This window comes from Nocardioides faecalis, from assembly GCF_018388425.1.
Classification (GTDB): Bacteria; Actinomycetota; Actinomycetes; order Propionibacteriales; family Nocardioidaceae; genus Nocardioides; species Nocardioides faecalis.
In genome coordinates this window covers 2,762,755-2,787,048 of the sequence record NZ_CP074406.1, presented here as the reverse complement: position 1 = coordinate 2,787,048, position 24,294 = coordinate 2,762,755, and the positions used below count along the sequence as shown (strand labels likewise).

23 protein-coding genes are annotated in these 24,294 nt (G+C 72.6%); 7 read left to right on the top strand and 16 right to left on the bottom strand.

The window, feature by feature from the left end:
- Window positions 1–70: 70 nt before the first annotated feature.
- Window positions 71–244, top strand: a complete 174-nt coding sequence (locus KG111_RS12990; RefSeq protein ID WP_205292049.1) for a DUF8730 family Cys-rich protein — start codon at window positions 71–73, stop codon at window positions 242–244.
- 62 nt (window positions 245–306) lie between these two features.
- Here KG111_RS12990 and KG111_RS12985 read toward each other — a convergent pair whose 3' ends face one another.
- The 10 genes from KG111_RS12985 to KG111_RS12940 form a co-directional block, all read right to left on the bottom strand.
- Entirely contained in the window at window positions 307–1,245 is a 939-nt protein-coding gene (locus KG111_RS12985; protein WP_205292048.1) for a hypothetical protein, read from the bottom strand.
- A 93-nt stretch (window positions 1,246–1,338) separates the two neighbouring features.
- The gene (locus KG111_RS12980; protein ID WP_205292047.1) at window positions 1,339–1,692 is read right to left on the bottom strand and encodes an MFS transporter; all 354 of its coding nucleotides are present in this window, start codon (window positions 1,690–1,692) and stop codon (window positions 1,339–1,341) included.
- A gap of 73 nt (window positions 1,693–1,765) precedes the next feature.
- Window positions 1,766–2,878: a hypothetical protein gene (locus KG111_RS12975; RefSeq protein ID WP_205292046.1), complete on the bottom strand. Its 1,113-nt coding sequence runs from the start codon at window positions 2,876–2,878 to the stop codon at window positions 1,766–1,768.
- On the bottom strand, window positions 2,875–4,059 hold the full coding sequence (locus KG111_RS12970) for a hypothetical protein (protein ID WP_205292045.1): 1,185 nt from the start codon (window positions 4,057–4,059) through the stop codon (window positions 2,875–2,877). Before KG111_RS12970 ends, KG111_RS12975 begins: the two co-directional genes overlap by 4 nt.
- 113 nt (window positions 4,060–4,172) lie before the next feature.
- On the bottom strand, window positions 4,173–5,618 hold the full coding sequence (locus tag KG111_RS12965; protein ID WP_205292044.1) for an MFS transporter: 1,446 nt from the start codon (window positions 5,616–5,618) through the stop codon (window positions 4,173–4,175).
- A 52-nt stretch (window positions 5,619–5,670) separates the two neighbouring features.
- A complete protein-coding gene (locus KG111_RS12960) occupies window positions 5,671–6,081 on the bottom strand; it encodes an Rv3103c transmembrane domain-containing protein (protein ID WP_205292043.1) in 411 nt (136 codons plus the stop codon).
- Window positions 6,078–6,986, bottom strand: coding sequence for a mechanosensitive ion channel family protein (locus tag KG111_RS12955; RefSeq protein ID WP_240195891.1), 909 nt, complete (start codon window positions 6,984–6,986; stop codon window positions 6,078–6,080). The genes KG111_RS12960 and KG111_RS12955 overlap by 4 nt, the downstream gene beginning before the upstream one ends.
- Before the next feature lie 105 nt (window positions 6,987–7,091).
- On the bottom strand, window positions 7,092–8,300 hold the full coding sequence (locus tag KG111_RS12950; protein ID WP_205292042.1) for a glycoside hydrolase family 6 protein: 1,209 nt from the start codon (window positions 8,298–8,300) through the stop codon (window positions 7,092–7,094).
- A 187-nt stretch (window positions 8,301–8,487) separates the two neighbouring features.
- Window positions 8,488–9,870, bottom strand: a complete 1,383-nt coding sequence (locus tag KG111_RS12945) for an NAD-dependent malic enzyme (protein ID WP_205292041.1) — start codon at window positions 9,868–9,870, stop codon at window positions 8,488–8,490.
- A 75-nt stretch (window positions 9,871–9,945) separates the two neighbouring features.
- Complete coding sequence (locus KG111_RS12940; RefSeq protein WP_249666128.1) at window positions 9,946–11,361, bottom strand: aminopeptidase P family protein; 1,416 nt, start codon at window positions 11,359–11,361, stop codon at window positions 9,946–9,948.
- An 84-nt stretch (window positions 11,362–11,445) separates the two neighbouring features.
- Between KG111_RS12940 and KG111_RS12935 the strand changes: the two genes are divergently transcribed.
- The 5 genes from KG111_RS12935 to ettA all read left to right on the top strand — a co-directional run bounded on the left by KG111_RS12935 (window position 11,446) and on the right by ettA (window position 18,381).
- Entirely contained in the window at window positions 11,446–12,567 is a 1,122-nt protein-coding gene (locus KG111_RS12935) for a PrsW family intramembrane metalloprotease (protein ID WP_205292040.1), read from the top strand.
- Window positions 12,564–14,315 (top strand): dynamin family protein, encoded by a 1,752-nt coding sequence (locus KG111_RS12930; protein WP_240195890.1) that lies wholly within the window; start codon window positions 12,564–12,566, stop codon window positions 14,313–14,315. Before KG111_RS12935 ends, KG111_RS12930 begins: the two co-directional genes overlap by 4 nt.
- Complete coding sequence (locus tag KG111_RS12925; RefSeq protein WP_249666127.1) at window positions 14,312–15,913, top strand: GTPase; 1,602 nt, start codon at window positions 14,312–14,314, stop codon at window positions 15,911–15,913. The genes KG111_RS12930 and KG111_RS12925 overlap by 4 nt, the downstream gene beginning before the upstream one ends.
- A 165-nt stretch (window positions 15,914–16,078) precedes the next feature.
- A complete protein-coding gene (locus KG111_RS12920) occupies window positions 16,079–16,567 on the top strand; it encodes a single-stranded DNA-binding protein (RefSeq protein WP_205292039.1) in 489 nt (162 codons plus the stop codon).
- Window positions 16,568–16,698: 131 nt separating this feature from the next.
- Complete coding sequence (ettA, locus tag KG111_RS12915) at window positions 16,699–18,381, top strand: energy-dependent translational throttle protein EttA (RefSeq protein WP_205292038.1); 1,683 nt, start codon at window positions 16,699–16,701, stop codon at window positions 18,379–18,381.
- Window positions 18,382–18,432: 51 nt separating this feature from the next.
- On the opposite strand, the gene KG111_RS12910 is transcribed toward ettA, so the two are convergent.
- From KG111_RS12910 to KG111_RS12900, 3 genes are read right to left on the bottom strand one after another with little or no spacing between them, the layout of a single operon-like run.
- Window positions 18,433–18,948, bottom strand: coding sequence for a MarR family winged helix-turn-helix transcriptional regulator (locus tag KG111_RS12910; protein ID WP_205292037.1), 516 nt, complete (start codon window positions 18,946–18,948; stop codon window positions 18,433–18,435).
- 5 nt (window positions 18,949–18,953) lie between these two features.
- Entirely contained in the window at window positions 18,954–19,523 is a 570-nt protein-coding gene (locus KG111_RS12905) for a GNAT family N-acetyltransferase (RefSeq protein WP_205292036.1), read from the bottom strand.
- A gap of 51 nt (window positions 19,524–19,574) precedes the next feature.
- Window positions 19,575–20,789, bottom strand: coding sequence for an acetyl-CoA C-acetyltransferase (locus KG111_RS12900; protein ID WP_205292035.1), 1,215 nt, complete (start codon window positions 20,787–20,789; stop codon window positions 19,575–19,577).
- A 151-nt stretch (window positions 20,790–20,940) separates the two neighbouring features.
- Between KG111_RS12900 and KG111_RS12895 the strand changes: the two genes are divergently transcribed.
- Window positions 20,941–21,873 carry an acyl-CoA thioesterase gene (locus tag KG111_RS12895; protein ID WP_240195889.1) on the top strand — a complete coding sequence of 311 codons (933 nt, stop codon included), beginning with the start codon at window positions 20,941–20,943 and terminating at the stop codon, window positions 21,871–21,873.
- Between the two features lie 3 nt (window positions 21,874–21,876).
- On the opposite strand, the gene KG111_RS12890 is transcribed toward KG111_RS12895, so the two are convergent.
- The 3 genes from KG111_RS12890 to KG111_RS12880 form a co-directional block, all read right to left on the bottom strand.
- On the bottom strand, window positions 21,877–22,662 hold the full coding sequence (locus KG111_RS12890) for an enoyl-CoA hydratase/isomerase family protein (protein WP_205292034.1): 786 nt from the start codon (window positions 22,660–22,662) through the stop codon (window positions 21,877–21,879).
- Window positions 22,663–22,736: 74 nt separating this feature from the next.
- Entirely contained in the window at window positions 22,737–23,126 is a 390-nt protein-coding gene (locus tag KG111_RS12885) for a globin (protein WP_205292033.1), read from the bottom strand.
- Window positions 23,123–24,265 carry a mechanosensitive ion channel family protein gene (locus KG111_RS12880; RefSeq protein ID WP_240195888.1) on the bottom strand — a complete coding sequence of 381 codons (1,143 nt, stop codon included), beginning with the start codon at window positions 24,263–24,265 and terminating at the stop codon, window positions 23,123–23,125. Before KG111_RS12880 ends, KG111_RS12885 begins: the two co-directional genes overlap by 4 nt.
- Window positions 24,266–24,294: the final 29 nt, after the last annotated feature.

Below are 24,294 nucleotides of genomic sequence, written 5' to 3'. Positions count from 1 at the left end.
AGTCCAGCGCCCCACCTGCCAGACCTGACACCGATCACCACAGAGATCACCACCGAAAGAGAGATCCACCATGTGCCGAGCCACCACCTGCCGCATCTGCGGCAAGACCACCTGGGCCGGATGCGGCAACCACATCGCCTCCGTCAAGGCAGGCGTCCCCCGCGACCAGTGGTGCCCCGGGCACCCCGCCGGCGAGGGGCGCCCCGCCGGGAGCGGCCTGTTCGCGCGCCTCTTCGGTCGCTGAGGGAGCTGCTCCGCCGGCGCGCCGGATAGCGGCCTGCGCTGCGCGACCGACCCCGCCTGCGCTCAGTCGGGGTCGGGGTGGGTCACCGACGTGCACGCCTCCCCGTGCTGCCGCTCGAGCAACGCGCCTGCGGGACCCGTGTCGAAGGTGCACTCGCCCTTCGCGAAGCTGGCCAGGAACGTCTCGCCCTGGACCACGTCGTACCAGGCGCGCTCCGCTCCGAGCAGGCGCAGGTGACGGCCGGCGATGTCGGAGACGGCCTCCGGAGCGAGGTCCGCCGGCAGGTCGACCGAGGCGGCATCGTCCTCGTCGAGCCACATGGATGAGCCCTCGGGCAGGTCCTTGGCGAGCTGACGGAGCCGGGCGCGCTGAGCGGGAGCAGGCAGCCCCTCGCTCGAGGACAGCCGCCAGCCGCCGTCCTCCACCGTCCCCACGCTCCAACCGGTGTGCGGGATGTCGCCGTGCTCGGCGGCGAGGTCCTGGACCCGCAGGATCAGGCCCTCGGGCGTCGACGCGTCGACGGTCACCCCGATCTGGGTGTGCACGTGGGGCGGGTTCGGCTGGTCCTGGGTGTTGATGTCCACCCACACCACCCCGGCGTCAAGGGCCGGCAGGGCCGCCACGGTCGCCTCGCGCACGGCCTCCACCCCGGCCTCGGAGGAGAAGCTGCGCAGGTGCAGGGTGTCCTCGCCGAGGAGCACGTCGAGGTCGCCCTCCTCGCGCCGGTGGGCGTTGGTGAAGGCGTCGTACGCCGTGGTCACCACCTCCACGACGGCGTCCGCGTCCGCGGTGGACTCCATGTGGACGGTGAGCCCGACCTTGCCGGAGTCCAGGAGGGCCGGGTCGGCGTACTTCAGCGTCGCGGCGCTCACGCCGGGCAGGTCGGCCAGGCGTGAGCGCAGGTCCTCGGCGTCGTCGGCGCGGCTCGGGTCGGCGCAGCCGGCCAGCAGCGGGGAGAGGAGGGCGAGCAGGCCGGAGGCGATCAGGGTGCGTTTCATCATGAGGGAGAGGATCCTGCCGCACCCGGGGCGACGCACAGAGTGCCGGTACTCAGCTCCGGGGACCGCGACGCACCAGCAGCACCGCCGCAGCGCTCAGCGGCTGAGGGAGGGGTGCTCCTCGTGGCGGGCGACGTAGCCGCACACCAGCGCGGCGAGGAGCAGCATCACGTTGGTGACCAGCGCGGCACCGAACGCCTCCTCGGCACTTGCGCCGCCAGCCAGTTGGTGGCTGAAGACGACACCGAGGATCGCCGGGCCGAGCGCGGCGCCGTACTGTCGCAGGGCGGTGTTGACGGCCACCGCCATCCCCGCCATCCGGATCGGTGCCGAGCTGATCGCCGCGGTGGTCACCGCCGTCATCATGGTGGTGTTGCCGAACCCGAACAGTGCCAGGCGCCAGCCGAGGTCCCACACGCCGGTCTCGGCGGTGATGGAGGTCAGGGCCACCAGGCCGAGGGAGCGGACGTGTCCGTCGAGAGCTCCGGCCCACGGCCGCACCTTCGCCTGCGGACCGCAGCGATCAGTCGGCCTCGCTCAGGGGCAGGCGGGCCCGCATCGGCAGGTCCTGCGGGCCTGCGGTGAAGGAGAGGACCTGCTCCACGACGAGCTCGCGTGGCTTCGCGTCAGTGTCGACCGCGAAGACCGCCCGACCCACGACGTGGCGGCTCGAGGCCGTGAGCCCCTCACGACGGGCGGGCTCGGCGCCGTCGAGAGTGACCACAGGTGCGCTCAGCCGGGTGGGGAACCACGCGTCACCGGCAGCGTTCTCCACGGTGTCCGCACCGAAGAGCTGGAGCTGGACACTGGCCCACGACGTGCCCTCGTCGGCCCACCCGAGCTCGGCGTCGTAGGGGTACAGGGTGAGGTCGCTGGCGGTGACGGCGGCCCGTCGTGGTCGCAGCGGTGAGTCGGGGTCCGCGGCGGTGAACGCGCACGGACTCGGTGCGTCGGCGCAGCCGGTCGAGAAGGTGTGGTTCTCGTCGTACAGCGCCTCGGCGACGCCGGCTTCGATCTCGCCCGACTCGACGTCGGCGGTCTGGGTCAGGCCGTCGTACTCGACCTCGACGGCGAGGTCCTCGACGCTGGGCCGCCCCTCGATGCCGACGGCGACCGAGGGCGGGGCGATGCCGTCGGCGCTGCTGTCGAGGTCACCGCGCACGATCGTGGCAAGGTCGACGCGCTGCTCGCCGACGACGAGGCGGACCTCGACCGGCTTCGGGTCGCCCTCCACGGCGAACCCGCCGAGCCCACGGACCTTCCAGCTGACGGGAACCAGGCTGCCGTCCTCGGGGGCGACCAGGTCCTGCTGCTCGTCCCACTCCGGGTCTGCGTACTCGACCTCCAGGAGCTCGTGCCCGAGGGTGTCGACGGGGGCGCCGACCCGCACCATGACCTCGCTGCCGGGCACCTTCACCGTCACGGAGCGACCGTAGGCCGGTGAGCGCAGTGGGACCTGCTCACCCACGTCGGCCGCGACCGTCGGCCCGCCGGCGACGACGTGCCACACCATGATGCTGAGGACCAGGACGGCCACGGCGAGCGCCACCGACAGGGGCAGGGCCAGCGCGCGGAGGCGGCCGCTGCGACGAGCATCGGCGGTGGGTGCGGTGGGGGCGGTGGGGGTGGTCTTCACAGGTCACCACCCGGGACGGTCCACTGGAAGTGCACTTCCCGCCGCTCGCGGACGAACGGTTCGCGGTCCACGGCCTGCCCCTGGTAGTCGAACCGCAGGTCGAGGGTCGGCTTCCCCATCGCGACGTCGAAGACGAACTGGGCGGGGTCAGCGGGGTCCAAGATGCTCAGCCGCCCCGCGTTGAGGTCGTTGACGTTCGCGGCTGGGCGGAGTGGCTCGGCGTTGCCGAGGTGCGCTGAGAATTGCAGGTCGTCGGCATCCCAGGAGGTCGTGGCGTCACCGCGTCCGCTGACCAGGGAGAGGCGGCGGGGACGGACGACGTGCACCACCAGGAACTCGCGGCCCTCCTCGGCCCAGCCCAACCCGTCGACGTACGGCGTGCGCAGGGTGCGCTGGACGCGGCACTCCAGGCCGGCTAGGAAGCCGACCCTGATCTCGCTGTCGTCGAGACGCCTCGGCGTGCCGCACGGCGTCGCTTCCCTCGCGAGGAGCTCCTCGGGGGACGGGAGCTCGCCGAGCCGGTCCGCCTGGCCACCCTCCACGGACCCGTCGGAGGCGTGCACCACCTGGGTCACGCCGTCGACGGTGACACGCACCTCGAGCTCGGTGGGGTCGCCGTCGACGGCGACCCAGACCCCGCCTCCCTGCGGGCCGCGCCCCTCGGGGTCCAGGACGAGTCCGTCACGGCCCGACAGCGGGTAGTCGCGTCCGTCGGCGCGCAGGACCACCTCGGTCTGCTGCACGTAGGGACGACCCACCGAGGACAGCGGGATGGCGTAGTCCTCCTCGAGCTTCACCTCGACCGGCACGAAGCGGCCACCCTCCGGCGCCCGCACGTTGGCCTGCTCCCCGAGCAGGTCGGGCAGCTCCTCGCGCGGGGCCCCCGCCCCGACCTTCGTCCGCGCCCACGGCAGCAAGACCTGGCCGTAGTGCGACAGCTCGTCCTCCGCGAACGGAACCTCGAAGAGCTGGCCGATCTCGGCCCGGGGCCGGTCGTCCTCACCGGGCCGCACCACGACCAGCGTGGCTGAGAGCCCGACCACCAGTACCGCCAGCAGGGCGACCACGGGCCACAGGTTCCGCCGCTCAGCTCGGGGCGACGCCAGGCGAACCGGCTCGGAGACGGCGGGGGCGGGGGTCTCGGGGGCAGCCTCCGGCTCGACCGATCTCTCGTGGTCCATGCGCGGCACCGTGCCCCGCGACCGACACTGCAAAACTCCACGGCGCTCAGCCCCGGCGACGATCGTGGGCTCTCGCCGTCACCCCGGGGCCATCCGGGCTGCGCCTCTCACGCTCAGCGGCTGAGGGAGGGGTGCTCCTCGTGGCGGGCGACGTAGCCGCACACGAGCGCGGCGAGCAGCAGCACCATCACGTTGGTGACCAGCGCGGCACCGAACGCCTCCTCGGCACTTGCGCCGCCAGCCAGTTGGTGGCTGAAGACGACACCGAGGATCGCCGGGCCGAGCGCGGCGCCGTACTGTCGCAGGGCGGTGTTGACGGCCACCGCCATCCCCGCCATCCGGATCGGTGCCGAGCTGATCGCCGCGGTGGTCACCGCCGTCATCATGGTGGTGTTGCCGAACCCGAACAGTGCCAGGCGCCAGCCGAGGTCCCATGCGCCTGTCTCGGCGGTGATGGAGGTCAAGGCCACCAGGCCGGCCGCGCTGGACAGCAGGCCCAGGGTGAGCACGTGCAGGGACTTGACGTGCTGCATCAGCCTCGCGGCCAGCGGCCCCACCAGCACGCCCAGCCCCGTCGCGAAGAGCAGGCGCAGACCGATCTGGAGCGCGTCCAGGCCCTGCACGTAGCCGAGGAAGAGGCTGAGCAGGAACATGCCGCCCACGATGGAGAACATCGCTACCAGCCCGGCGAAGCCGGAGGCCGAGAACGCGGGGGAGCGGAAGATGGCCAGGTCCATCAGCGGGGCGTCGCTGCGCCGCTCGACGACGAGGAACACCACGAACGCGACGGCGCCGATCGCGAGGCCCGCCACGGACTCCGCCGAGCCCCAGCCCTTCTCGCCGCCCTCGATGATGCCGAAGATCGAGCAGGCGATGGCGAGGGTGGCGCTGAGCTGGCCGGGCCAGTCGAGGCGTCGTCCCTCCACGGGGGCGGACTCCGGCAGCAGCCGGAGCGCGACCAGCGTCGCGAGGACCGCGAGCGCGGTCGAGGGCGCGTAGATCCACGGCCAGTCGGCGACCTCGAGGACCGTGCCCGAGAAGATCGGCCCGAGAGCCAGGCCGGCCACCAGGCCCATGGACCACAGTCCGATGAACCTCCCGCGGGCACGGACGTCCGGCACCGCCTGCGCGATGAGCGCCAGCGTGGTCGGGATCAACAAGCCCGCCCCGACGCCGGCGATCGCCTGACCGGCCCAGAGCAGCTGCAGGGCGTGGTCGTCGAGCCCGGCGCTCGAGGATGCGGCGGTGAGCCCGCCGAGGATCGTCAGCAGCATCCCGAGCAGGTAGACGCGGCGGCGGCCGTAGATGTCGCCGAAGACGCCGGCGGACAGCACCGCTGCGGCCATCGGGATCACGTAGGCGTCCGAGACCCACTGCAGCGCGGACGTCGAGGCGCCGGTGTCGTGACCGATGGTGGTGAGGGCGACGCTGACCGAGGTGATCGGCACGTAGGTGACGAAGATGCCCAGGACGGCCAGAGCGACGGTGGCGACGGCATTGTCGGGCGCTGCGGGCACGCCGCTCTGCGGGGCGCCGGCGGTGGCGCGAGGTGTGGACACGAAAGGCCTTCCAGGTAGTTCTGCCCCAAGGATGTCGCCGCGCCGGCGGCGGCTAGGGGCTCGTCGCGGAGGGCGACTCCTCCAGCTGCGGCGGGGCCGGCGTCGGCGTCGGCGTGGGCGTGGGCGTCGGCGTGTCCCGGGTGGGCGACGGGGAAGGCGACCGGGTCCGGTTGGGGGAGCGCGGCTCCGAGGGCTTCGGCTCGTCGGGCGCGGTGGTCTCCGCGGGCGCCTCGCTCGGCTCGGGGGCACGCTCCGAGCTGTCCTGGGAGGGCCGCGGCTCACGGGACGGCGTCTCCCGGGTGGGCGTCTGGCTCGGGGCCGGCACGGTCGGGCCCTGCACCGGGGCATTCGGCTCGGGCGCCGGGTCCGGCCGCACGAAGAGGTAGAGCGTCAGCGTCAGGACGAAGACGGCGGCCAGCGCCCACGTCGACCGGCGCGGTCGGGGCCAGGGGATGTCTCTCACTCCGCGCTCCCTGTCGGCTCGCCCGTGCTGGCGACCTCCGCCTGCAGGTTGATGCCGGCGGCGCGCAGGGAGCGGGTGATCCGCACCCGCAGCAACCGCCCCACCTCGAACTGCTTGCCGGGCAGGGTGCGGGCGACCACCCGCACCTTGAACTGGTCCATCTCGATGGACTCCACGCCCATCACCGAGGGCGCGTCCAGCATCAGCTCGTGCAACGCCGGGTCCTCGAATGCCGCCTCGCCGGCCTCACGCAGCACGTGGGTGACCCGGTTGACGTCGACCGAGATCGGGACCGGGACGTCGACCACCGCACGTGCCCAGTCGCGGGACAGGTTCGTGACCTGGACGATCTGGCCGTTCGGGGTGATCACCACCTCACCGGTGACCGTCCGCAGCGTGGTGATGCGCAGGCTCACGCTCTCCACGGTGCCCAGCACGGGGGTGGAGACGCCGACCACGGAGATCCGGACCAGGTCCCCGAAGCCGTACTGCCGCTCGGCGACCAGGAAGAACCCGGCGAGCAGGTCCTGGACCACCCGCTGCGCCCCGAAGCCAACCGCGACACCGGCCACCGTCGCGGCCGGCACCACCGCGGACAGGGAGATGCCGAGGTTCTCCACCACCGAGACGGTCGCCAGGACGTAGATCAGCACGATCAGCGACCAGGTGAAGACCTGCGCGATCGCGCGGCGGTGCTTGGAGTCCTCCGAGCGCACCAGCGACGGCCCGTCCTCCGCCTCCGCGTCGTTGCGGGTCGCGACCTCGTCGGCGAACCACCGCACGAACCGGGCGAGCAGCATGGAGCCCGTGACGACCATGACGATCTCGAGAGCGTCGCCCCGCAGCCACCGGCTGAAGTCCGCGAGGGGGTCCGCGGCGTACGCCGCCATCGGGATCAGGCCCATCGGCCCACCCCGCGGCGGGCACCGGTCACGTCACGCATCCGACCATGATGCCGCCCCGCCCCGCTCGGGCGTCAGGCAGGTGGTGGCACCCCGGGTCTCGAGCGCTCAGTCGCGCTTGGGACCCGGCCACGGCGTGTTGTCGGCCAGCGCCAAGCCCCGCTTGAGCACGAACGGGTCGGCCTGCATGTACAGCCACGGGCGGCCGAACCACACGAAGCCGTCGACGAGCTGCTTGGCCAGGACCCGGTCGTCGGCGGAGAGCCCGTAGCGCTCGTCGGCCACCCGCACGGTCGGCGGGATGCCGAGTGCGACGCAGCGCGTCATCGTCCGGCTCCGGCAGACCCGGGCGTCGTCCTTCGCGCCCCCCTTGCGGGAGGGGATCATCTGCGACCACGGGGTGGGCCGCCCGCTCTTGGCGGTGTCGATGATGAAGTGCTTGGTGCCGTAGCCGTCGCGCTTGAGGATCTGCACGATCCGCGCCCCGTGCCGGATGTTCTCGCTGGGACCCGTGTAGTGCGTGGAGTCCAGGGCGAAGCCGCGGGCGTGGGCGATGCCGGTCTGCTTGAGGATGCCCGCGCAGCGCTCGGGGTCGGCGCCCTTGTCGTTCTCGCACCAGTCCGCCGCGCCGGCGTCGATGTAGACCGAGGTGCGCGGCAGCGCGGAGAGCCGCTTGGTGGCCCAGGCCAACAGCTTCGCCTTCTTGCGCCGGTCCGGCGCACACCACAGGAACGGGCCGTCCGGCTGCATCACGACCAGCGTCGGGGTCGCGCCGATGCCCGCCGCGAGCTGGACGATCCAGCGCTTGTAGCTCTTCTTCTGCTTCGCGGTCGTGCGCTTCTTGCACGCCGCGTGCTCCCACGGCTCCATCCGGAACACCGCGATCTGGACCAGCTTGTCGGGGTCGCCGGCCTGCGAGGAGGCGATGTAGCTGCGGACGGTGGAGCGGATCGACCGGTCGGCGACGAAGCTGCCGTACCACTTGGTCCGCGGGCGCAGCGCGATCGTGTCCAGGCGAGCCTGCCGCGCCGGCGACACCTTCTGGTAGCGCCGCCACAGCTGGTCCTGCGGGCCCTGGTAGACGCCCCACACGCGGTTGGCCAGCGGGTTGGACCGGTTCTCGTCGTACGGCGCCTCGGCGCGCTGCCACACCTCGTAGCGCGGCTGCGAGTCGGTGTCGGCCGCCGAGGCCGCCTGGGTCAGCGAGGAGGCGCCGGTCCCCAGCGACGTCAGGACGAGCGCGCTGAGCAGCGCGACGAACGCCAGCAGCCGAACCTGCGAGGCCGGGCCGGAGGACGGACGTGCGGAGGAGGCCACGGGCGGAACCCTTCGATCGCTCGGTACGGCGTGCACCGCGCGCCGCGCTCAGCGTAGGTGTCGCACGCCGAGACGGAGACCCTTTGGTACAACGCTCTCCGGGCGGGCGCCGGCACTGGCCCATGCGGACCCCGGTGGACCGGGACCTTCGTCCCCGTGGGGGTGGGATCGTCGGCTGTCTCGCTGCTCAGTGGCCGGAGATCGCGATGGCGACCGCGTGGTGCACCTCGGGGTGGAACACCGTGGGCATGATGAAGCTGGCGTTGAGCTCCTCGTCGGTGACGACGTGGGCGATCGCGTCGGCGGCGCCCAGCATCATCTCGGTGGTGACGTTCGCGGCACGGGCGTCGAGGAGGCCCCGGAAGACACCGGGGAAGGCGAGCACGTTGTTGATCTGGTTGGGGTAGTCGGAGCGGCCCGAGGCCACCACCGCCGCGTGCCGGGCGGCCTGGGCGGGATCGACCTCGGGGTCGGGGTTGGCGAGCGCGAACACGACCGGGTGCGGCGCCATCGTCGGGATCCACTCCGGGGCGAGGATCCTCGGCGCGCTCACGCCGATGAACACGTCGGCGCCGGCGAGCACGGTGCGCAGGTCGCCGCGACGGTGCTCGTGGTTCGTCACCGCCGCCAGGTCGCGGTGGGCCGGGGGCAGCGACGCGTCGTCGGCCGACAGCGCACCGTGGATGTCCACCACCACGACGTCGCCCGCGCCGGCGGCGAGGAGCAGCCTCACGATCGCGGTGCCCGCGGCGCCGGCACCGGCGACCACGATCCGCACCGTGTCGAGCTTCTTGTCCACCACCCGCAGCGCGTTGGTCAGGGCCGCCAGGACCACGATCGCGGTGCCGTGCTGGTCGTCGTGGAAGACCGGGATGTCCAGCCGCTCCCGCAGCCGCGCCTCGATCTCGAAGCAGCGCGGGGCGGCGATGTCCTCGAGGTTGACGCCCCCGAACACCGGGGCGATGAGCTCCACGGTCCGCACGATCTCGTCGACGTCCTGGGTGTCCAGGCAGATCGGCCAGGCGTTGATGGCGCCGAACCTCTTGAACAGCGCTGCCTTGCCCTCCATCACCGGCAGCGCGGCACCGGGCCCGAGGTTGCCCAGGCCGAGCACGGCGCTGCCGTCGGTGACCACCGCGACGGCGTTGCCCTTGATGGTCAGCCGGTGCAGGTCGTCGGGGTCGGCCGCGATCGCCTCGGCCACCCGCCCCACGCCCGGGGTGTAGGCCATCGACATGTCGTCGCGGGTCTTCAACGGCACCTTGGAGGCCACCTCGATCTTGCCGCCGAGGTGGAGCAGGAACGTGCGGTCGGAGACCTTGTGCACCTCGACCCCCGGCACGGTGCCGACCGCGTCCTGCAGGGCGGCGGCGTGCTCGGCGTCGGCGGCCGAGCAGGTGACGTCGACGGTGAGCCGGCGACCGGTGGACTCGGCGACGTCGATGGCGGTGACCATCCCGCCTGCCGTGGAGATCGCCGTGGCGACCTCCCCGACCACCCCGGGGTCCGGGCTCGTGTGCAGGCGCATGGTGATCGAGTACGACGACGCGGTGGCGGTCTTCTTCGACATCTCAGCAGTCTGTGCCCGCACCCGGGCGATGGGAAGGGCGTGGGCCTGCGCTGGGTCGGCGCCCGGGGGGACTGCTCAGCCGCGCAGCTCGCCCATCCACCGCTCGATCGCGTCCGGCGTGCGCGGCAGCGCCGAGGACAGGTTCCGCACCCCGTCGGCGGTGACCAGCACGTCGTCCTCGATGCGGATCCCGATGCCCCGCAGCTCCTCGGGCACCAGCAGGTCGTCAGCCTGGAAGTACAGCCCCGGCTCCACGGTCAGCACCATGCCCTCGACCAGCTTGGCCTCGCGGTAGGCCGCGGGCGCCGCCTGGCCGCAGTCGTGCACGTCCATGCCGAGCATGTGGCTCACCCCGTGCAGCGTCCAGCGTGCGTAGACGCGGGAGTCGGGGGAGAGGGCCTCCTCGACGGAGACCGGCAGCAGGCCGAGGTCGCCGAGGCCGTGGGCCAGCACCTGCATCGCGGCCTCGTGGCCGGCCAGGAACCGCACGCCGGGCCGCAGTGCCGCCAGCGCCGCCTCCTGCGCGTCGAGCACGAGGGTGTAGAGGTCGCGCTGCAGCGGGCTGAACGTACCCGAGACGGGGATCGTGCGGGTGATGTCGGCGGTGTAGAGGTTCGCGCCCTCCACGCCCATGTCGCACAGCAGCAGCTGCCCGGGCACGATCGGCCCGGAGTTCTCGATCCAGTGCAGCGTCGTGGCGTGCGGGCCGCAGGCGACGATCGAGTCGTAGCCGAGGTCGTTCCCCATCGTGCGGGCCCGGCGGAAGAACGTGCCCTCCAGCCAACGCTCGCCGTGCTCGAGGACACCGTCCCACTCGCGCACGCAGTCCTCGAAGCCGAGCACGGTCGCGTCCACCGCAGCCTGCAGCTCGCCGATCTCCCAGGCGTCCTTGACCAGGCGCAGCTCGGAGGCGACCCGTGCCAGCTCGGTGTCGCGAACGGCATCCCCCTCGACCAGGGCGTCCACCCCGCCCGCGACCCCGCGGTGCACGCGGGTCTTCACGCCGGCGGTGGACAGGTCGTCGGCGAGCGTGTCGACGTGACGCACCGGCAGGCCGAGCGCCGCCTCCAGCTCGCCGGCCGAGGGACGCTTGCCCGCCCACAGGGCGCCGTACTGCCGGTCGCGGAAGAACTCGTCGCTGTCGCGCCCGGAACGGGGGCGTGCGTAGAGGGCCGCGGAGCCGTCCGGCTCGATGACCAGCGTCGCGTCCGAGGTCTGGTTGCCACTGAAGTAGGCGTGGGCGGTGTCGGCGCGGAAGCGGTAGTCGGTGTCGTAGGCGCGGACCTTGTAGCCGCCGCCGGGCAGCACCAGCCGCTCGCCCGGGAACGCCGCGGCCAGCCGGGCGCGGCGCTGCGCGGCCAGGTCGGCCACCGGGTGACGTCGTACGTCGTCCTCACGCTCGTCCCAACCGGTGCGCATGAAGGCGGCGTAGGCCTCCGGGACGGCCGGGTCGTGCTGCTCTGTCTTGAGGTCGGCGGTCTCGTCACTCACCCGCCCACTGTACGCCGGGCGGGCGGGTCCACCGGGTTCGCGGCGATCATCGTCGCAGGTCAGGCTCCCGATAGGCTGCCGCCCATGTCCGTCGCCCCGCGCAGCAGCATCGCCTTCCCGGTCGTGGTGACCGTGGCGGTGTGCCTGGGGGCCGCGGCGACCCTGTTGGTGCTGGCGCTCTCCGGTGCCCCGGGCACGACCCTGCTGGCCACCGCCCTCGCTGCGCTGCCCGTGGGGCCGGTGCTGGCCGCCTACCTGTGGCTGGACCGCTACGAGCCCGAGCCGCGGGTGCTGCTCGCCTCCGGGCTCGCCTGGGGGGCGTTCGTCGCGACGATGGCCGCGGTGTTCGTCCAAGGGCTCGGCGGCCTGCTGGTCGGGATGACCGACACGTTCTCCCTGGCCGTGGTCGCGCCCGTGGTGGAGGAGGCCAGCAAGGGCCTGTTCCTGGTCCTGCTGCTGTGGTGGCGGCGTGCGGAGATCGACGGGATCCTCGACGGGATCGTCTACGCGGGGATGGTCGGGATCGGCTTCGCCTTCACCGAGAACATCCTCTACCTGGCCTCCGCCTACAACGGGACCGAAGGGATGGGACCCGGCGGCGTCGGGGCCGTCACCGGCACGTTCGTGCTGCGCTGCGTGTTCAGCCCCTTCGCGCACCCGCTGTTCACGGCGTTCATCGGCATCGGGGTCGGCCTCGCGGTCGGCTCGCGCAGCGGCGCCGTCCGAGTGCTCGCGCCCGTCGGTGGGTACCTGCTCGCCGTGCTCACCCACGGCCTGTGGAACGGCTCCACCGTCTTCGGCTTCGGCAGCTTCGTGCTGGTCTACCTGGTGATCATGGCGCCCGCCTTCATCGGCATGGTGGCGCTGGCCTGGTGGGCCCGGGAGACCGAGGCGCACCTGCTCCGCGTGGCGCTCACCGACGCCGCCCGCCGCGGCCTGCTGCCGGCCACCGACATCGGGTGGGTGGTGAACCTGCGCGGACGGCGTGCGGCCCGCCGCTACGCTCGCCAGCACGGCGGCCCGGAGGCCGAGCGTGCCATGCGGCAGTACCAGCAGGCCGCCATCGAGCTCGGCTTCCTGCACCACAGACTCCTCCGAGGAACCGCGCCCGCCGACTGGCAGCCCCGCGGACAGCACTTCCTCGGCCGCATCCAGGCCGCCCGGCCACGGATCGCCTTCCCCGGACAGGTGGTACCCCAGCAATGACCCCCGGACACCAGGCCCTGACGAGCACCGAGACCCCGGACGCCCTCGGCGCCCGCATGCTCACCGAGGTCGTGCGTCTGCACGGCGCCCTGCGCGCCGCCCCGCTGCCGCTCGACCTGCCCGGTGTGAGCGCGCTGCGCCAGGCGCGTGAGCAGGTCATCGAGCAGCTCGAGGACTACGTCATCCCGCGGCTGACCGAGATCGAGGCCCCGCTCCTCGTGGTCGTCGGCGGCTCGACCGGCGCCGGGAAGTCGACCCTGGTCAACACCCTCGTCGGGCACAAGGTGACCACGCCCGGCCTGCTGCGCCCGACCACCCGCTCGCCCGTCCTGGTGCACCACCCCGACGAGGGGCACTGGTTCGGTCCGGAGCGGCTCCTGCCCGAGCTGACCCGGGTCGCCGAGCCGACCCACGACCAGGCCTCCATCCAGCTGGTGCCCTCCCCGCAGGTGCCCCGCGGCCTGGCGATCCTCGACGCCCCCGACGTGGACTCCGTGGACGAGGGCAACCGCCAGCTCGCCGCCCAGCTGCTCTCGGCCGCCGACCTGTGGCTGTTCGTCACCTCGGCGGCGCGCTACTCCGACCAGGTGCCGTGGGAGCACCTGCGCACCGCGGTGGAGCGCAACACCGCCGTGGCGCTCGTGCTCAGCCGCACCCCGGCCGACGACGTGACCACGGTCTCGGTGCACCTGGCGCGGATGATGGCCGCGCGCGGGCTCAAGGACAGCCCCCTGTTCGCCGTGCCGCAGGGCGAGGTGAGCGAGGACGGGCTGCTCCCGACGTCGTACGCCGCGGAGATCCGCGACTGGCTCGACGTGCTCGCCGCCGACTCCGCCGGCCGACGCTCGGTGGTCAGCCAGACCGTGGCGGGCGCGGTGCGCACCGTGACCCGCAAGGCGTTCCCGATCGCCGACGCCGCCCAGCTGCAGGTGGAGGCCGTGGCCGGCCTGCTCGCCTCCGCCGACGAGGTGCACGACGAGGCGCAGCGCTCCCTGCTCGCCGCGGCCGGCGACGGCTCCCTGCTGCGCGGGGACCTGCTGGCGCGCTGGCAGGAGTTCGTGGGCAGCGGCGAGCTGCTGCGCAGCACCGAGGCCAAGGTCGGGTTCGTGCGCGAGCGCCTGGTCAACGCGATCAAGGGCAAGCCGCAGCAGGCCGAACGCGTCGGCGTCGCGATCGAGATGGCCCTCGAGGCCGCCGTCGTCGACCACGCCGAGCGCGCCGCGGCGCAGGCGGCAGCCGCCTGGAGCACCGAGGAGTACGGCGCCCGGCTGCTGGCCTCGACCACCGACGACCTGACCCGTGCGGGCCGCGCGCTGCGCACCCGGACCGAGAAGGAGGTCCGGGGCTGGCTGGAGGAGCTGGCGGAGTTCGTGCGGCACGAGGCCGCTGACGTCCGGCACACCGCACGCTTCCTGGCGCTCGGGGTGCGCGGGCTCTCGACCGCTCTGGCCGCCGTCGCGCTGGCCGGCCCCGCCGCGGACGCCACCGGGACCGCGGTGCGCCCGGGGGAGTCGCTGCTGGAGACCGTGCTCGGCCGCGCCGCCGCCGACCGGCTCGTGGACCAGGCGCGAGGCAACCTGGAGCGCCGGCTCACCGGGTTGCTGGGAGGCGAGCGCGCTCGCTACCTTGCCCCCGCGGAGCAGTGGCAGCTGCGGCCCGATGCGCCCGACCAGCTGCGCCAGGCAGCGCGCCGTGTCGACGACCTGCGGTTCGCCGCAGCCAAGAAGGGGACAGGTGGACACCTGTGAGCGACGTTCTCGACGAGACGACCCGGGTGCCGGGCGACCTCGCCACGCGGGGCACCCCGTTGGGCGACAAGGTGGCCGGACTCGGTGACGCCGTCGTGGCGGCCCGCGGCCGCGTCCCCGACGACGTGCTCGACGAGGTCGCCGCGTCGGCGGACCGTGCCGTGGGCAGGGTGCGTCTCTCGGCGCGGCACACGGTGGTCGCGATCGCCGGTGCCACCGGGTCGGGCAAGTCCTCGACGTACAACGCCCTGACCGGGCTGGAGCTCTCCTCGGTCGGTGTCCGGCGCCCCACCACCTCCTGGGCCTCCGCGGTGATCTGGGGGAGCGAGGGTGCCGAGGAGCTGCTCGACTGGATCGGCATCCCGCCGCGCCACCAGACGATGCGCGACTCGATGCTCGACACCCACCGCGACGACGAGGGGTTCGACGGCGTCGTGCTGCTCGACCTGCCCGACCACGACTCCACCGAGGTGGCCCACCACCTCGAGGTGGACCGCCTGGTGGCCGTCGCGGACCTGATGGTCTGGATCCTGGACCCGCAGAAGTACGCCGACGCGGCGGTGCACGAGCGCTACTTCCAGCCGCTGGCCACCCACAGCGACGTCATGGTCGTCGCCCTCAACCACATCGACACCGTGCCCGAGGACCGGCGCGAGGCGCTGCTGGACGACGTGCGGCGCCTGCTCGCCGACGACGGCCTGCCGGACGTCACGGTGCTGGGGATCTCCGCCAAGCGCGGCATCGGCATGGGCGAGCTGCGCGCCGAGATCCGGCGCCGGGTCGCCGACAAGCGCAGCACCACCGCCCGCGTGCAGGCGGACCTGGCGGCCGCCGCCGCCCGGCTCGAGGCCGCCGGCGGCACTGCGCCCGCGGTGAGCCTGCCGGCGCAGCGCGTGGGTGACCTGGAGGACGTGGTGGCGGACGCCGCCGGCGTCTCCGCCGTCGCGGACACCATCGAGCGCACGGTCGGCTCCGCCGCCCGGCGTGCGGTCACCTGGCCGGTCCTGGCCCCGCTGGGACGCCGCAACCGCGACGCCGAGACGGCTGAGGCCGCCCCGCAGGTGGCTCCGCTCGACCGCGCCAGCGTCGACACCGGCGTGCGCGGGCTCGCCGACGAGGTCGGCGACGCGATCGGCGACCCCTGGGCCGTGCACGTGCGCGCCGCAGCCACCGGCCGCCTGGAGGCCCTGGACGACCGGCTGGAGCGCGAGCTGGGCCGCGTCGACCTCGGCGGCAGGCTGCCCTGGTGGGTGGGCGGCGTCCGGGTGCTGCACTGGGTGCTGCTCCTCGCCGCCGTCGGTGCGCTGGCCTGGTGGGGCGTGGCCGCGGTGCAGGGCTCGACCTCGGACCTGCCGGAGGTCTCCGGCCTGCCGCTGCCGGCCGTCGTCGCGGGAGCCGCGCTCGTGCTGGGCCTGGTGCTCGCGCTCCTCGCCCGCCTCGCCGTCGGCGGCCTGGCCCGCTCCCGTGCGGAACGGGCCGAGGAGCGGCTGCGCGACGTCGTCCACACCGCGCTGGAGCAGGAGGTCCTCGCGCCGGTGCGCGCGGAGCTGGCGACGTACGCCGACTTCCGCCACGGGATCGACGCCGCGAAGGCCTGAGCCGCCGTCCCCTCGGGTCCCCTGAGGGTCCCGGGGTCCTCCCCAGCGGCCCGCGCGCGGCGCGCCCTGCACAGGCCGTCGCCTGCCGGGGTGCCTGCGTCGGCGCCGGCGCGTGGACTCGTGTCGACCGGTCAGGTGGGCCGGCACGAGCGAGAGGACACCACGATGGCGAACGAGACGACGGTGACCGTCCAGGGCTGGATCGGCACCGTGCCGGTGGTGCGCGACGTCGCCGGCACGACGGTGCTGAACTTCCGCCTCGGCTGCACGCCGAGGCACTACAACCGCACCGCCGGCGAGTGGGTCGACGGCGAGACCCAGTGGTACGGCGTCAGCGCATGGCGGCGCCTGGCCGCGCACGGCGCGAAGTCGTTGAAGCAGGGTGACCCCGTCCTCGTCCACGGTCGGCTCAACCACCGCACCTACGTCAACAAGAACGGGGTGGAGGCGGTCTCCATCGAGATCGAGGCGGTCACGATCGGCCACGACCTGACCCGCGGGGTGGCGACGTTCCTCAAGGCACCGCCTGCGGAGGCCACGGCGCCGGCGCGCGAGGAGACGTCCCCGGCCGCGGACGCGTGGTCGGTGCCCGGCGACGCGGCCGGTGCGCAGGATCCGGCGGCTCCCGGGCTCTCCGCGACGCCGGCGGCCTGAGCGCGCCACGCCCCGGCGGAGACCCCGGCGCAGACTCCGGCGCAGCACCCGCGTGGAGCGGGCTCGCCGACCGTGCCCGGCGGCACCACCCCGGACACGGTCGGCCCCGCGCTGCCCGTAGCCTTGGGCGCATGGCGGAATACGTGCTCTCCCTGCGCAACGTGCGGAAGGCCCACGGCGACAAGGTCGTCCTCGACAACGTGACCCTGTCGTTCCTGCACGGAGCGAAGATCGGTGTCGTCGGCCCCAACGGCATGGGCAAGTCGTCGCTGCTCAAGCTGATGGCCGGGCTCGACCAGCCCAACAACGGCGACATCGTGCGCGACCCCCAGGCCACCGTCGGCATGCTGCAGCAGGAGCCGCCGCTGAGCGAGGGCAAGACGGTCCTGGAGAACGTCGAGGAGGCCGTCGCCGACATCAAGGCGAAGATGAAGCGCCTCGAGGACGCCTACATGGAGATGGGCGACCCCGACGCCGACCAGGACGCGCTGATGGCGGAGACCGGCGAGCTGCAGACCGAGCTCGACAACGCCAACGCCTGGGACATCGACAGCCGCCTCGAGCAGGCCATGGACGCGCTGCGCTGCCCGCCCTCGGACGCGCTGGTCGACAACCTCTCCGGTGGTGAGCGCCGCCGGGTCGCGCTGTGCAAGCTGCTGCTGCAGCAGCCCGACCTGCTGCTCCTCGACGAGCCCACCAACCACCTCGACGCCGAGTCGGTGCAGTGGCTGGAGGGTCACCTCAAGTCCTACCCCGGCGCAGTGCTCGCCGTCACGCACGACCGGTACTTCCTCGACAACGTGGCGGAGTGGATCGCCGAGGTCGACCGCGGCTCGATCCACGGCTACGAGGGCAACTACTCGACCTACCTGGAGACCAAGAAGGACCGGCTCAAGGTCGAGGGCGCCAAGGACGCCAAGCGCGCCAAGATGCTGGAGAAGGAGCTGGAGTGGGTCCGCTCCAACGCGAAGGCTCGCCAGACCAAGTCCAAGTCGCGTCTGGCCCGCTACGAGGAGCTCGCCGCCGAGGCCGACAAGGCCCGCAAGATCGACGCCGCCGACATCAACATCCCGCCGGGCCCGCGCCTGGGTGACGTCGTGCTGGAGGCGGAGAACCTCACCAAGGGGTTCGAGGGCCGGGTCCTGTGGGACAACATCTCGTTCACGCTGCCGCGTGCCGGCATCGTCGGCGTGGTCGGCCCCAACGGTGTCGGCAAGACGACGCTGTTCCGGATGATCACGGGCAGTGAGGAGCCGGACTCCGGCAAGCTGACCGTCGGGCAGACCGTGAAGATCTCCTACGTCGACCAGAGCCGTGGCGGCATCGACCCGAAGAAGAACGTGTGGGAGGTCGTCTCCGACGGGCTCGACTTCATCAAGGTCGCCAACTTCGAGATGAACAGCCGCGCCTACGTCGCCTCGTTCGGCTTCAAGGGACCGGACCAGCAGAAGCTCGCCGGCGTGCTGTCCGGTGGTGAGCGCAACCGGCTGAACCTCGCTCTGACCCTCAAGCAGGGCGGCAACATGCTGCTGCTCGACGAGCCCACCAACGACCTCGACGTGGAGACCCTGTCCTCCCTCGAGGACGCGCTGCTCGACTTCCCCGGCTGTGCCGTGGTCACCTCGCACGACCGGTGGTTCCTCGACCGGATCGCCACCCACATCCTCGCCTGGGAGGGCACCGAGGAGAACGGCGGCGAGTGGTTCTGGTTCGAGGGCAACTTCGCCTCCTACGAGGCGAACAAGGTCGAGCGCCTCGGCCCCGACGCCGCGCGCCCGCACCGGGTCACCCACCGTCGCCTCACCCGCGACTGACCCGCGACTGACCTGCCCGGATGAGGTTCCGCGCCTGACCCGCCTCGCGTGTCAGGCGCGGAGCTCGCGCTCCGGGTGCGCCGAGATCAGCCGGTCGCACACCGCGTCCATGACGCGGCCGAAGGCGGCGAGGTCCTCGGGCGAGACGAGGTCGATCAGCGCGGAGCGCACCGTCTCGACGTGGCCGGGAGCCGCGGCGACCAGCCGGGCGTAGCCGTGGTCGGTCAGCTGGCACACCACCCCGCGACGGTCCTCCTGGGATCCGCAGCGTTGGACCAGGCCCGCGGCCTCCATCCGCTTCACGGTGTGGGTCACCCGGCTGCGGCTGTGCGCCAGGGAGGAGGCCAGCTGAGCCATCCGCAGCCGGCCCTCGGCCTCGGAGAGCCGGACCAGGATCTCGTACTCCACCCCGGAGAGGCCGTGGGAGCGGCGCAGGTCCTCGTCGATGCGGTCCTGCAGCAGGGTGCTGCCGAGCAGGTAGGAGCGCCAGACCTTCTGCTGGCCGGCGTCCAGCCAGCGCGGCTCGGGGGAGGAGCCGGGGCCGAGGTCCGGCGAGTCCTGGGTCACGCGCGTCAGTGTAGGTCTCGGCGCATCAGCACACGCACGTAACCGTTCAACACCGAGGTGGTGTCGACGACGTGGCGGAAGCCCGCCGCCTCGAAGCTCGCGCGCAGCCCGGGATAGGCCATCGTCTGGTCCACCTTCGCGCCTTGGTTGTCGAGCGGGTACGCCTCGACGGCCGGTGCCCCCTCGCGGCGGGCGTGCTCGACGGCTCCCTCGATCAGGGTGTGCGAGATGCCGCGGCGCCGGAAGCCGGGGCGCACCCGGATGCACCACAGCGACCACACCGGGAGGTCGTCGACGTGCGGGATCCTGCGGTTGCGTGCGAAGGAGGTCTCGGCACGCGGGGCGATTGCGGCCCAGCCGACCGGCTCGGAGCCGTCGTACGCCAGGACGCCGAGCGGGCCGTCCTCGAGCAGCCGGGCGACGTGCTCACCGCGGGCGGGTCCGCGCAGCTCGTTGTTGAGCCGGGAGTCCACCCGGTAGCTCAGGCACCAGCACGCGTTGGCGTCGGGCCGCTTCGGCCCGAGCAGGGTCCGTACGTCGGCGAAGACAGCGGCGGGCCGCACCTCGAGGTCCATGGGACGACAAGGTACGGCCCGGCGCCGACATGCTTGCTCAGGCGCTCGACCTCAGCTGAGCCGCTCCAGGATCAGCGCCATGCCCTGGCCGCCGCCCACGCACATGGTGATCAGGCCGGTGGTCTTGTCGTGCCAGTCCAGCGAGTTCAGCATCGTGTTCTGCAGCCGGGCGCCGGTCATGCCGAAGGGGTGCCCCACCGCGATCGCGCCGCCGTTGACGTTCAGCTTGTCGATGTCGACGCCGAGGTCCTCCGCCGAGGGCAGGACCTGCGCGGCGAACGCCTCGTTGATCTCGACCAGGTCGATGTCGTCGATGGTCATCCCGGCGTTCTTCAGCGCCTTGCGGCTGGCCTCGACTGGGCCCAGGCCCATGATCTCGGGGGAGAGGCCGGACACGCCGGTCGACACGATCCGGGCGAGCGGGGTGAGGCCGAGCTCGGCGGCGCGGGTGTCGGACATGATCACGACGGCAGCGGCACCGTCGTTGAGCGGACAGCAGTTGGCCGCGGTGACGACGCCGTCGGGGCGGAACACCGGCTTCAGGTCCTTCACCGCGTCGTAGGTGACGCCGGCACGCGGACCGTCGTCCGCGCTGACCACGGTGCCGTCGGCGAGGGTGACCGGGGTGATCTCGCGGGCCCAGAAGCCGTCGGCGATGGCCTTCTCGGCCAGGTTCTGCGAGCGGACGCCGAACGCGTCGAGGTCCTCGCGCTTCAGGCCGCGCATCCGGGCGACGTTCTCGGCGGTCTGGCCCATCGAGATGTAGATGTCGGGCAGCTGGCCGTCCTCGCGGGGGTCGTGCCAGTCCTTGCCACCCTTGGCGTACTCCTCGCTGCGGGCCTGGGCGTCGGCGAACTTCGGGTTCTTGGTGTTCGGGATGTGGTCGGAGGTGCCGAACTGGAACCGTGACACCGTCTCCACGCCGGCGGAGATGAAGGCGTCGCCCTCGCCGGCCTTGATCGCGTGGAAGGCCATCCGGGTGGTCTGCACCGACGACGAGCAGTAGCGGGTCACCGTGGCGCCGGGGATCTCGTAGCCCATCAGGGTGGTCACGATGCGGGCCATGTTGTTGCCGGCCTCGCCGCCCGGGAGCCCGCAGCCGAGGTAGAAGTCGTCGATCGTGGCCGGGTCCAGGCCGGGGACCTTGTCCAACGCCGCCTGGGCGATGAACGCCGTGAGGTCGTCGGGACGGAAGTCCTTCAGGGAGCCCTTGTTGGCTCGGCCGATGGGGGTACGGGTGGCGGAGACGATGACGGCCTCAGGCATGAACACTCCTCGATGAGTGGGTCGGCGGGCAGAACACAAACTCGGTGCAGCCTAGTGCGGCGGTTCCGACGCAGGTCGCAGTCGTGTCGTACGCCACATCGTGGCCGCCGCGTCCCGGACGGGCCGATCCGGCGCACGCCCGCGTGGAACCATGCTCGACGTGCGCCACCGCTACGACTGCCCGCTGCGCTGGGGCGACCAGGACCTCTTCCACCACGTCAACAACGTCCGCTACGTCGACTACCTGCAGGAGGCCCGGGGCGCCCTGCTGCGTGCCTGCCTGGAAGCGGCCGGGGTGGAGCGCGGCGAGGGCGACGGCTACGTCGTGGTGCGGCACGAGGTCAGCTTCCGGGCGCCGCTGAAGTTCCGGAAGCCGACCGTCGCCATCGAGTCCTGGGTCTCCGAGGTCCGGGCCGCGGGCTTCACCTTGGACCACGAGATCTTCCACGACACCGACGAGGGCCGCGTGGTCTACCTGCGGGCCCGCACCGTGCTGGCGCCGTTCGTCGTCGCGACCGGCACCGCGCGCAGGCTGAGCGACCTGGAGCGCGCGGCGCTGGAGCCCTACCGCGAGGACGGCGAGCGGTCGTTGCCCCTACGTACCGCGGTCCCGCGGGACCGGGCCGGCCACTACCCGGTGCACGTGCGCTTCTCGGACCTCGACGTCTATCGCCACGTCAACAACGTCATGTACTACGAGTACTTCCAGGAGGCCCGCATCGCGCTGATGCGCGACCTGGCACCGGCGCTGAAGCAGTTCGGGCGGATCGCGGTCGTGGTCGCCCAGGGCGACGTGGAGTACCACGCACCGATGACCCTGCGCCACGAGCCCTACGACTGCTGGACGAGCGTCTCCCGCGTCGGCAGCCGGTCGATGACCGTGGACTCCGAGATCGTGGACCCCACCGGCGCCACCGGGCGCGACGGGGTGGTGGCGCGGGGCCGGTTCGTGCTGGTGTTCTTCGACCTCGAGACCGAGCGGTCCGTCAGCCCGCCCGAGGGCTACGGCGAAGCGATCCAGCGTGCCGTCGCGGCGCTCGGCGGCGCCGAGCATGCCGCGCTGGCCGTGGAGCTCGCCGAGTAGCGCTCAGCCGCCCGCCGGCAGCCGGGTGAAGTCCGGCTCGCGCCCCTCGGCGAAGGCCGTCAGCGCCTCCAGGTTCGCCGGGCCGCCCATCAGCTCGGCGAACGCGGCGTTCTCCCGGTCCCGGGCCGCCCGCACGGCGGCGCGGTGCGGCTCGGTCATCGTCCGCTTCACCGCGACGAGCGAGGAGATCGGCTTCGCCGCCAGCACCTCGGCGTGCCGGGTGGCGGTGGCGAGCAGGTCCTCCGGCGCGCACACCCGGAAGGCCAGGCCCATCGCGTGCGCCTCCTCGGCACTGATCCACTCCGAGGACATCAGCGCCCAGGCCGCGTTCTGCCGACCCACCAGCGCCGGGAAGAGGTACGACGACGCCGCCTCGGGTGCCACGCCCAGCGAGGTGAACGGGCACTTCAGCCGCGCGGTGCTGGACAGGAACGCCAGGTCCGCCAGGCCGATGATCGTGCAGCCGATCCCCAGCCCGATCCCGTTGACCGCCACGACCAGCGGCTTGGGGAAGTCGACCAGCGCGTCGACGAGGCCGATGAAGCCGTGCTTGCCGCGGACGAAGCCGGGGTCGGTGGACATCCGGTGCATCTCGAGCAGGTCGGTCCCGGCGCTGAAGGCCCGGCCGTTGCCCGTGATCAGCACGACGGCGACCGTCGGGTCGTCGGCCGCCTCGAGCAGCGCGTCGGCCAGGGCGTCGTACAGGGCCTCGTTGAAGGCGTTGAGCGCCTCGGGGCGGTCCAGCACCAGCGTGCGGACCCGGTTCTCGTCGGAGACGGTGAGCGTCATGGCCTCAGGCTAGAACGTGTTCTATGCCGACGGACGTGGGGTCCACCACCGCTCCCCGCGCGGTGTGCCGCCGCTCAGCCTGCGGTGTTGACCATGAAGTTCGCGGCGTGCGTGACGTACTCCCAGAGCCGCGCGTCCTGCTCCGGGGGCAGCTCGACGCTGTCGAGGGCGGCGCGGAAGTGCTTGAGCCAGCGGTCCCGGGCATCCAGGTTGACGGCGAACGGCGCATGGCGCATCCGCAGCCGGGGGTGCCCGCGCTGCTCGGAGTACGTCGACGGGCCGCCCCAGTACTGCACCAGGAAGTGCAGGAACCGCTCCTCGGCGGCGCGCAGGTCCTCCTCGGGGTACATCGGCCGCAGCACCTCGTCGGCGGCCACGCCCTCGTAGAAGGCGGCCACGATCCGGCGGAAGGTCTCGAACCCGCCGACCTCCTCGTAGAAGGTGGGGGAAGGTGCGTCGGTCATCGCTTGCTCACCGCATCCATTGTGCCTCGTGGGTCCTGGGCCTCACCCTCCGGCTCGGCATCGTGCTGCGCCTCGACCTGGCGCTGGTCCTCGCGGTGCCAGACCACCCGCTGGGCGAAGGGGATCTCGATGCCCTCGTGGTCGAAGCGCGCCTTGATCTGCTGGCGCAGGGCGCGGGCGACGGACCACTGCTCCAGCGGCGCGGTCTTCACCATCACCCGGATCGTCACGGAGTCGGCGTCGAGCGACTCCACGCCGGTCACCTCCGGCGCCTCGATCATCACCCGGCCCAGCTCGTCGTCGTCCCACAGGTCGTGGGCGACCTCGCGCAGCACCCGCTGCACGCGGGCCAGGTCCTCGCCGTACCCGACGGCGACGTCGACGACGGCGCGCGACCAGTTCTGGCTCTGGTTGCCCACGCGGAGGATCTCGCCGTTGGGCACGTACCAGACGGTGCCGTTGATGTCGCGCAGCCGCGTCATCCGCAGCGTCACGGCCTCGACCGTGCCGCTGGCCTCACCGACGTCGACCACGTCACCGACGCCGTACTGGTCCTCGATGAAGATGAAGATGCCGGCCAGGAAGTCCCGGACCAGCGACTGGGCGCCGAAGCCGAGCGCGATGCCGATGATCCCGGCGCTGGCGATGATGGGCGCGATCGCGACCCCGAGCTCGCTGAGCACCATGGTGCCGACGACGGCGAGGACCGCCACGGTGACGATGCTCTTGAGCACCCCGGACATGGTCGCAGCGCGCTGCTTGCGCCGGGCGCTGGTGGGTGACTCGACCCGCTCGGGCAGCACCCCCTTCTCCGCGCGGTGGGCGAGGCGGTCGACGGCGCGGTGCAACAACCAGCGCGCGAGGATCCCGAGCAGGACCAGGCCGGCGATGGCGAGCGGCTTGCCGATGAGCAGGTCGGACCACTCCGCGAGTCGCCGGTTGGAGGTCCAGTCCCAGACCAGGTTGCAGAACATCTCGTCGCCGGTGCACGGGCTCGCCTCGGTGGCGTCCTCGGCGAGGGCGGGGCCGGCGGTGCCGACGGTGCTGACGGTGTTGCTGCCGGTGCTGCCGGGAGTGGTGCTGGGGAGGGAGTCGGGGAGCAGGGTGGACATCGTGGACACGAGTGTGGACACGGACATGCCCGCCAGTGTTCCAGGGCCCCCTGAGC